5 protein-coding genes are annotated in these 7,128 nt (G+C 71.6%); all 5 read right to left on the bottom strand.

The features are described 5' to 3' along the window. The coding region (locus AB0I49_RS29200; protein ID WP_363230101.1) for a flavodoxin-dependent (E)-4-hydroxy-3-methylbut-2-enyl-diphosphate synthase at positions 1-419 on the bottom strand (419 nt) is incomplete at its 3' end. A 267-nt stretch (positions 420-686) separates the two neighbouring features. Next, positions 687-1,988 carry a site-2 protease family protein gene (locus AB0I49_RS29195; protein WP_363230100.1) on the bottom strand — a complete coding sequence of 434 codons (1,302 nt, stop codon included), beginning with the start codon at positions 1,986-1,988 and terminating at the stop codon, positions 687-689. Next, complete coding sequence (dxr, locus tag AB0I49_RS29190; protein WP_363230099.1) at positions 1,985-3,265, bottom strand: 1-deoxy-D-xylulose-5-phosphate reductoisomerase; 1,281 nt, start codon at positions 3,263-3,265, stop codon at positions 1,985-1,987. The genes AB0I49_RS29195 and dxr overlap by 4 nt, the downstream gene beginning before the upstream one ends. Positions 3,266-3,393: 128 nt before the next feature. After that, positions 3,394-5,328: an acyl-CoA dehydrogenase family protein gene (locus AB0I49_RS29185; protein WP_363230098.1), complete on the bottom strand. Its 1,935-nt coding sequence runs from the start codon at positions 5,326-5,328 to the stop codon at positions 3,394-3,396. 270 nt (positions 5,329-5,598) lie between these two features. Then, positions 5,599-7,068 carry an aldehyde dehydrogenase family protein gene (locus tag AB0I49_RS29180; protein ID WP_363230097.1) on the bottom strand — a complete coding sequence of 490 codons (1,470 nt, stop codon included), beginning with the start codon at positions 7,066-7,068 and terminating at the stop codon, positions 5,599-5,601. Between the last annotated feature and the right edge of the window lie 60 nt (positions 7,069-7,128).

Below are 7,128 nucleotides of genomic sequence, written 5' to 3'. Positions count from 1 at the left end.
GTCCCCGCATCCGAAGCCGCCTTCGCGATCTCCTTCACCTTGTCGTCGAACTGCCGGATGTTCCCCGGATTCACCCGCACCGCCGCACAGCCCGCGTCGATCGCCGCGAACACATACTTCGGCTGGAAATGAATATCCGCGATCACCGGAATATTCGACTTCCGCGCGATCACCGGCAACGCGTCCGCATCATCCTGCGACGGACACGCCACCCGCACAATCTGACAGCCCGACGCCGTCAACTCGGCGATCTGCTGCAACGTCGCACCGACATCCGCCGTCACCGTCGTCGTCATCGACTGCACCGAGACCGGCGCGTCGCCTCCGACGGCCACGGACCCGACCTGGATCTTGCGGCTGACCCGGCGGTCGGCGAGCTTGATCGGTACGGACGGCATTCCAAGTGAAATCGCAGTCATCTTGCGAGCAACCCCATGGTGTGGATCAAGGACCCGAGTTCGGCGGGCTCCGGTGTTCGAGATTACGGCACTGGATCAGTCGGAAGCACATCCCTCCCCTCGCCGTACACCCAAACGTAGACGGCCGGACACATAGCGCGTCCGGCCGCCGCAATCGGGTCTTTCGCCGCACTTTCGAGCGGTACGGCCGTACGGCCGGTGTGCCAGGCCCCGTCCTCGGTCCCCCGCCGCGCCCCCGGAGGGCGGGCGGGAGCCCATGGACAGAGCCTAGGTGAGCCGCACCGGATTGACGACGTCCGCGACCAGGACCAGCAGCGTGAAGCAGATGAAGACGCCCGCGACCACGTAGGCGACCGGCATCAGCTTCGCGACGTCGAAGGGGCCGGGGTCGGGGCGGCGGAAGACCCGGGCGAAGGCGCGGCGCACGGACTCCCACAGCGCGCCCGCGATGTGCCCGCCGTCCAGCGGGAGCAGCGGGAGCATGTTGAAGAGGAAGAGCGACAGGTTGAACCCGGCGACCAGGAAGAGCATGGTCGCGATCTGCTGGGACGGCGGGATGTCGAGGTTGAAGACCTCGCCGCCGACGCGGGCGGCGCCCACGACGCCCATCGGGGAGTCGGCCTTGCGCTGGCCGCCGTCGAAGGCCGCGTCCCACAGGTCCGGGATCTTCCCGGGCAGGGCGATCAGCGATTCGACGCCGGAGGCGACCATGTCGCCCATGCGGTCCACGGACTGCCCGAAGGACTGCTGGACGATGCCCGGCGCGGGGCTGAAGCCGAGGAAGCCGGCCTTGACGTACTGGCCGACGACGGGCTTGCCCTTGCCGTCGTACTTCTGGACCTGGTTGGGGATGAGGTCGGCGCGCAGCTCCTTGCGCTGGCCGTCGCGCTCGACGGTGATGGTCGCCGTGCCCGTGGTCCTGCGGATGTCGTCCTGGAGCGTCGACCAGTCGTCGATCTTGTGCCCGTTGAAGCCGACGATCTTGTCCTTCGGCTGGAGGCCGGCGGCCTTGGCCGGCGACGGCTTGGCTCCGGCCGGGCACTTGTCGGTCTTGGCCTGGGCGGAGACCACGCACTCGGAGACCGAGGAGACCTGGGTGGTCTGGGTGTTGATGCCGAAGGTCATCATCACGCCGAGGAAGATCGCGACGGCCAGGACCAGGTTCATGAACGGCCCGGCGAACATCACGATCACGCGCTTCCACGGCTTGCGCGTGTAGAAGAGCCGCGACTCGTCGCCCGGTTCCAGCTCCTCGAAGGCCGCCGAGCGGGCGTCCTCGATCATGCCGCGCCACGGCGAGGTGGAGCGCGCCGTGATCCGGCCGTCCTCGCCGGGCGGGAACATCCCGATCATGCGGATGTAGCCGCCGAGCGGGATGGCCTTCACCCCGTACTCGGTGTCGCCCTTCTTCCGCGAGAAGATCGTCGGCCCGAAGCCGACCATGTACTGCGGCACGCGGATGCCGAAGAGTTTCGCGGTCGAGAGGTGGCCGAGCTCGTGCCACGCGATCGAGAAGAGCAGGCCCACCACGAAGACGACTATCCCCAGGATGGTCATCAGTGTTGTCATGCGCGAGCCTCCGAGGTTGCGTGCGCTGTACGAGCGGTACGGGCGGCCAGTTCACGGGCCCGGGAGCGCGCCCAGGTCTCGGCCTGCAAGACGTCCGCGACCGAGAGCCGGGTTCCCGAAACGGGTTTTCCGTGTTCCGAAACCACTTCCGCGACGGTATCGACAATCCCTGTGAACGGCAGCCGGCCGGCGAGGAAGGCGGCGACGCACTCCTCGTTGGCCGCGTTGAAGACCGCGGGCGCGGTGCCGCCCAGCTCGCCGACGTGGCAGGCCAGGCCCACGGAGGGGAACGCCTCGGTGTCGAGCGGGAAGAACTCCCAGGTGTGGGCCTTGGTCCAGTCCACGCCGGGCGCGGCGTCGGGGACCCGCTCCGGCCACCCCATGCCCAGCGCGATCGGCATCCGCATGTCGGGCGGGCTGGCCTGGGCGAGCGTCGAGCCGTCCGTGAACTCCACCATCGAGTGGATGTAGGACTGCGGATGGACCACGACCTCGATGCGGTCGAAGGGGACGTCGAACAGCAGATGCGCCTCGATGACCTCCAGCCCCTTGTTGACGAGGGTGGCGGAGTTGATGGTGACGACGGGGCCCATGTCCCAGGTGGGGTGGGCGAGCGCCTGCTCGCGGGTGACGGCTCCGAGCTGGTCCTTCGTGCGGCCGCGGAAAGGGCCGCCGGAGGCGGTGACGACGAGCTTTCGGACCTCGCGGGGCGCGCCGCCGAGCAGGGCCTGGAAGAGCGCGGAGTGCTCGGAGTCGACGGGCACGATCTGGCCGGGCCGGGCGGCGGCCTTGACCAGCGGGCCGCCGGCGATCAGCGACTCCTTGTTGGCGAGGATGAGGACGCGGCCGGCTTCGAGGGCGGCGAGGGTGGGCGCGAGGCCGATGGAGCCCGTGATGCCGTTGAGGACGGAGTGGCACTCGGTGCGGGCCAGTTCGGCGGCGGCGTCCGGGCCCGCCAGGATCTCGGGCAGCGGCTCGGCGCCGTACCGCGCGGTGAGGGCCGCGCGCAGGTCGGCGGCCTTGTCGGCCTGGGCGACGGCCACGGCGTCCACCCGGAGCCGGTGCGCCTGCTCGGCGAGGAGGTCCACGCGGCCGCCGGCGGCCGACAGGGCGGTCACCCGGAAGCGCTCGGGGTTGCGGAGGACGACATCGATGGCCTGCGTGCCGATCGAACCGGTCGAGCCGAGGATGACGATGGAGCGGGGGCCGCTCGGGCTTTCACGCGGGGCGTCGGCCGGGGCGCAGCGAAGGTGCGGGTCAGCGAGGGAGTCCGTCATCCCCCCATTGTTGCCGCATCCCTTCCGGGTGCGGCACCGCGTCCCCCGGAACGGTCATCACCCGCCCCACGGGCCTCAGCCGGGCGCGGGCGCGCGGCTGAGGCCGGGGCTGTGTCCGCCGGGGTCCGTCAGCGGATGGGCCGGTGCAGGTTGTCGGTGCGGGCCGGGCCGGGGGTGGCGTCGGCGATCCAGGGGCCGTCGCCGCTGGGGTCGACGACGCCGCTCTCCAGCCACGCGTACGTACCGGACATGACGCCGGAGACGACCTTGCGGTCGAGGTCGTCGGTGTTGGTCCACAGCCGTCCGAACAGCTCGTCCGTCCGGATGCGCGCCTGTTCGCAGAAGGCGTCGGCGAGCTGGTACGCCTCGGCCCCGTGGTCGCCCTGGGCGCGCAGCATCTCGGCCCGTACGCACGCGGCGCTCATGGCGAAGAGTTCGGCGCCGATGTCGACGACGCGTCCCAGGAAGCCCTGCTTGGTCTCCATCCGTCCCTGCCAGCGGGACATCGCGTAGAAAGTGGAACGGGCGAGCTTGCGGGCCGCGCGCTCGGTGTAGCGCAGGTGGCCGCTGAGGTCGCGGTGGCCGGGCGGGGCGAACTCCGCGTAGGAGCTCGGGAGCTGCCCCGGCCCGGCGACGAGCTTGGGCAGCCAGCGGGCGTAGAAGGCGCCGGCCTTGGCCGCCGCCCGGCCCTTGTCGGTGAGGGAGGCGTCGGGGTCGATGAGGTCGCCGGCGACCGAGAGATGGGCGTCGACGGCCTCGCGGGCGATGAGCAGGTGCATGATCTCGGTGGAGCCCTCGAAGATCCGGTTGATGCGCAGGTCGCGCAGGATCTGCTCGGCGGGCACGGCGCGTTCGCCGCGGGCGGCGAGCGAGGCGGCGGTCTCGAAGCCGCGGCCGCCGCGGATCTGGACCAGCTCGTCGGCGATCAGGCAGCCCATCTCGGAGCCGTACAGCTTGGCGAGCGCGGCCTCGATCCGGATGTCGTTGCGGTCCTCGTCGGCCATCTGGGAGGAGAGGTCGACGACGGCTTCGAGGGCGAAGGTGGTGGCCGCGATGAAGGAGATCTTGGCGCCGACGGCCTCGTGCTCGGCGATCGGCTTGCCCCACTGCTCGCGCGCCACCGACCACTCGCGGGCGATCTTCAGGGCCCATTTGCCCGCGCCGACGCACATGGCGGGCAGCGAAAGGCGGCCGGTGTTGAGCGTGGTGAGCGCGATCTTCAGGCCGGCGCCCTCCGGGCCGATGCGGTGCGCGGCCGGGACGCGGACCCGGTGGAAGCGGGTCACGCCGTTCTCGATGCCGCGCAGCCCCATGAAGGCGTTGCGCCGCTCGACGGTGACGCCCTCGGCCGCGGCCTCGACGACGAAGGCGGTGATGCCGCCCTTGTGGCCCTCGGACCTGGGCACGCGGGCCATCACGACGAGGAGGTCGGCGACGACGCCGTTGGTGGTCCAGAGCTTGACGCCGTCGACGATGTACGAGTCCCCGTCGGGCACGGCGGCCGTCGCGAGGCGGGCCGGGTCCGAGCCCACGTCGGGCTCGGTGAGCAGGAACGCGGAGATGTCCGTACGGGCGCAGCGCGGCAGGAAGGCGTCCTTCTGCTCCTGGGTGCCGAAGATCTTCAGCGGCTGGGGCACGCCGATGGACTGGTGGGCGGAGAGCAGCGCGCCGAGCGCCGGGTTGGCGGAGCCGACCAGGGCCAGGGCCTTGTTGTAGTACACCTGCGTGAGGCCGAGTCCGCCGTACTTCGTATCGATCTTCATGCCGAGCGCGCCGAGCTCCTTGAGCCCGTTGATCGTCTCGTCCGGGATCCGCGCCTCGCGCTCGATGCGGGCGCCGTCGATCTCCGTCTCGCAGAAGGCGCGCAGCTTGGTGAGGAACTCCTCGCCGCGGTCGACGGCCTCCGGGTCCGGCATCGGGTGGGGGTGGATCAGGTCGAGCCGGAAGCGGCCGAGGAACAGTTCCTTGGCGAAGCTGGGCTTGCGCCAGTCCTGTTCGCGGGCGGCCTCGGCGACCTGTCGTGCCTCGCGTTCGCTCACGGGTCGTACGGATGGTGCGGTCATGAGGGCTCACCTCGCCGCGGCGTCGGGTTGTACCGATCGGCTACCGACCGGTGCTACTCGTCCGTATGTACCCGATCCGTACGGGCTCTACCAGACCCCGCGCAGAACGGGCGCGGGCCGGCGCGTCCGGCGGGGCCCGCGTGAGGACGAGGCGGCGGCGCGGGTCGTACTCATGATGCCCGGCGGCGCAGGCGGCCGACGGGGCGGGGGAACGCGGCCCGCTCCGGGTACAGGGTTCCGGAGCGTGCCGCGTTCATACGCCGGGCCCGCTCAGAGCGCCAGGTCGGTGAGGACCAGGACGCGCTCGTAGGTGTAGTCCTCCATGGCGTACCGCACGCCCTCGCGGCCCACGCCGGACTGCTTGGCACCGCCGTACGGCATCTGGTCGGCGCGGTAGGACGGCACGTCGCCGATGATCACGCCGCCGACCTCCAGGGCGCGGTGGGCGCGGAAGGCGGTCTGCACGTCGTGGGTGAAGACGCCGGCCTGGAGCCCGTACGGCGAGTCGTTGACGGCGGCGAAGGCCGCCTCCTCGCCGTCGGCCTTCGTCAGGGTCAGGACCGGGCCGAAGATCTCCTCGCAGGCGACCTGCACGCCGGCGGGCACGTCCGCGAGGACGGTGGGGGCGTACGAGGCGCCGTCCCGCTTGCCGCCGGTGAGGAGCCGCGCGCCCGCCTGTACGGCCTCGTCGACCCAGGACTCGACGCGCTGGGCGGCGGCCTCGCTGACCAGCGGGCCGACGTCGGTCGCGTCGTCCGACGGGTCGCCGGTGACCTGCGCCTCGACGGCCGCGACGACCTTCGGCACGAGCCGGTCGTACACGCTCGCGTCGGCGATCACGCGCTGCACGGAGATGCAGGACTGGCCGCCCTGGTAGTTGGAGAACGTGGCGATGCGCTGCGCCGCGCGGTCCAGGTCGGCCTCGGAGGACCAGTCGGCGAGGACGACGGCCGCGCCGTTGCCGCCGAGCTCCAGGGTGGTGTGCTTGCGGGGCGCGGCGTCCAGCAGGGACCAGCCGACCGGGCCGGAGCCGGTGAAGGAGATGACGGGCAGCCGCTCGTCGGCCACCAGGCCGGGCATCCGGTCGTTGCCGACGGGCAGCACGCTCCAGGAGCCGGCCGGCAGGTCGGTCTCGGCCAGCAGCTCGCCGATGACCAGGCCGGACAGCGGGGTGGCCGGGGCGGGCTTGAGGATGATCGGCGCGCCGACGGCGATCGCCGGGGCGACCTTGTGGGCGCACAGGTTCAGCGGGAAGTTGAACGGCGCGATGCCGAGGACCGGGCCGCGCGGGAAGCGGCGGGTGAGCGCCAGGCGGCCGACGCCGCCGGCGTCGGTGTCCAGCCGCTGCGCCTCGCCGCCGTTGAACCGGCGGGCCTCCTCGGCCGCGAAGCGGAACACCGACACGGCGCGTCCCACCTCGCCGCGGGCCCACTTGACCGGCTTGCCGTTCTCGGCGGAGATGAGCCGCGCGATCTCCTCGGTCCGCTCGACGAGCCGCCGCGACACATGGTCGAGCGCCGCCGCCCGTACGTGCGCGGGCGTCGCCATGAACTCGTCCCGCACGGCGTGCGCGGCGGCGACGGCCTCCTCGACCTGCGCCTCGGTGGGGACGCTCACCGTGCCGACGGTGTCCCCGTCCCACGGCGACGTGACGTCGAAGGAGTCCTCACCGGTCGCCTGCCGGCCTGCGAGCCAGAACGCGTGGACGGCGGCTGCTTGGGAGTCTCGAGAAGAAGGCACAGCGATCCCGGCCCTTCGGAAATGGTGCGGATGGATGACTTTCCCCACCGTAGGGGCCGT

This window comes from Streptomyces sp. NPDC050617 (genome assembly GCF_040654795.1).
GTDB lineage: Bacteria > Actinomycetota > Actinomycetes > Streptomycetales > Streptomycetaceae > Streptomyces.
Note: the sequence above shows the minus strand (reverse complement) of the source record. Positions and strands in the feature narration are given on the sequence as shown.

What these genes read in the sequence shown, in the direction of transcription:
- AB0I49_RS29195 (WP_363230100.1), bottom strand. Translation starts at nt 1,988, where the DNA reads ATGACAACACTGATGACCATCCTGGGGATAGTCGTCTTCGTGGTGGGC.
- dxr (WP_363230099.1), bottom strand. Translation starts at nt 3,265, where the DNA reads ATGACGGACTCCCTCGCTGACCCGCACCTTCGCTGCGCCCCGGCCGAC.
- AB0I49_RS29185 (WP_363230098.1), bottom strand. Translation starts at nt 5,328, where the DNA reads ATGACCGCACCATCCGTACGACCCGTGAGCGAACGCGAGGCACGACAG.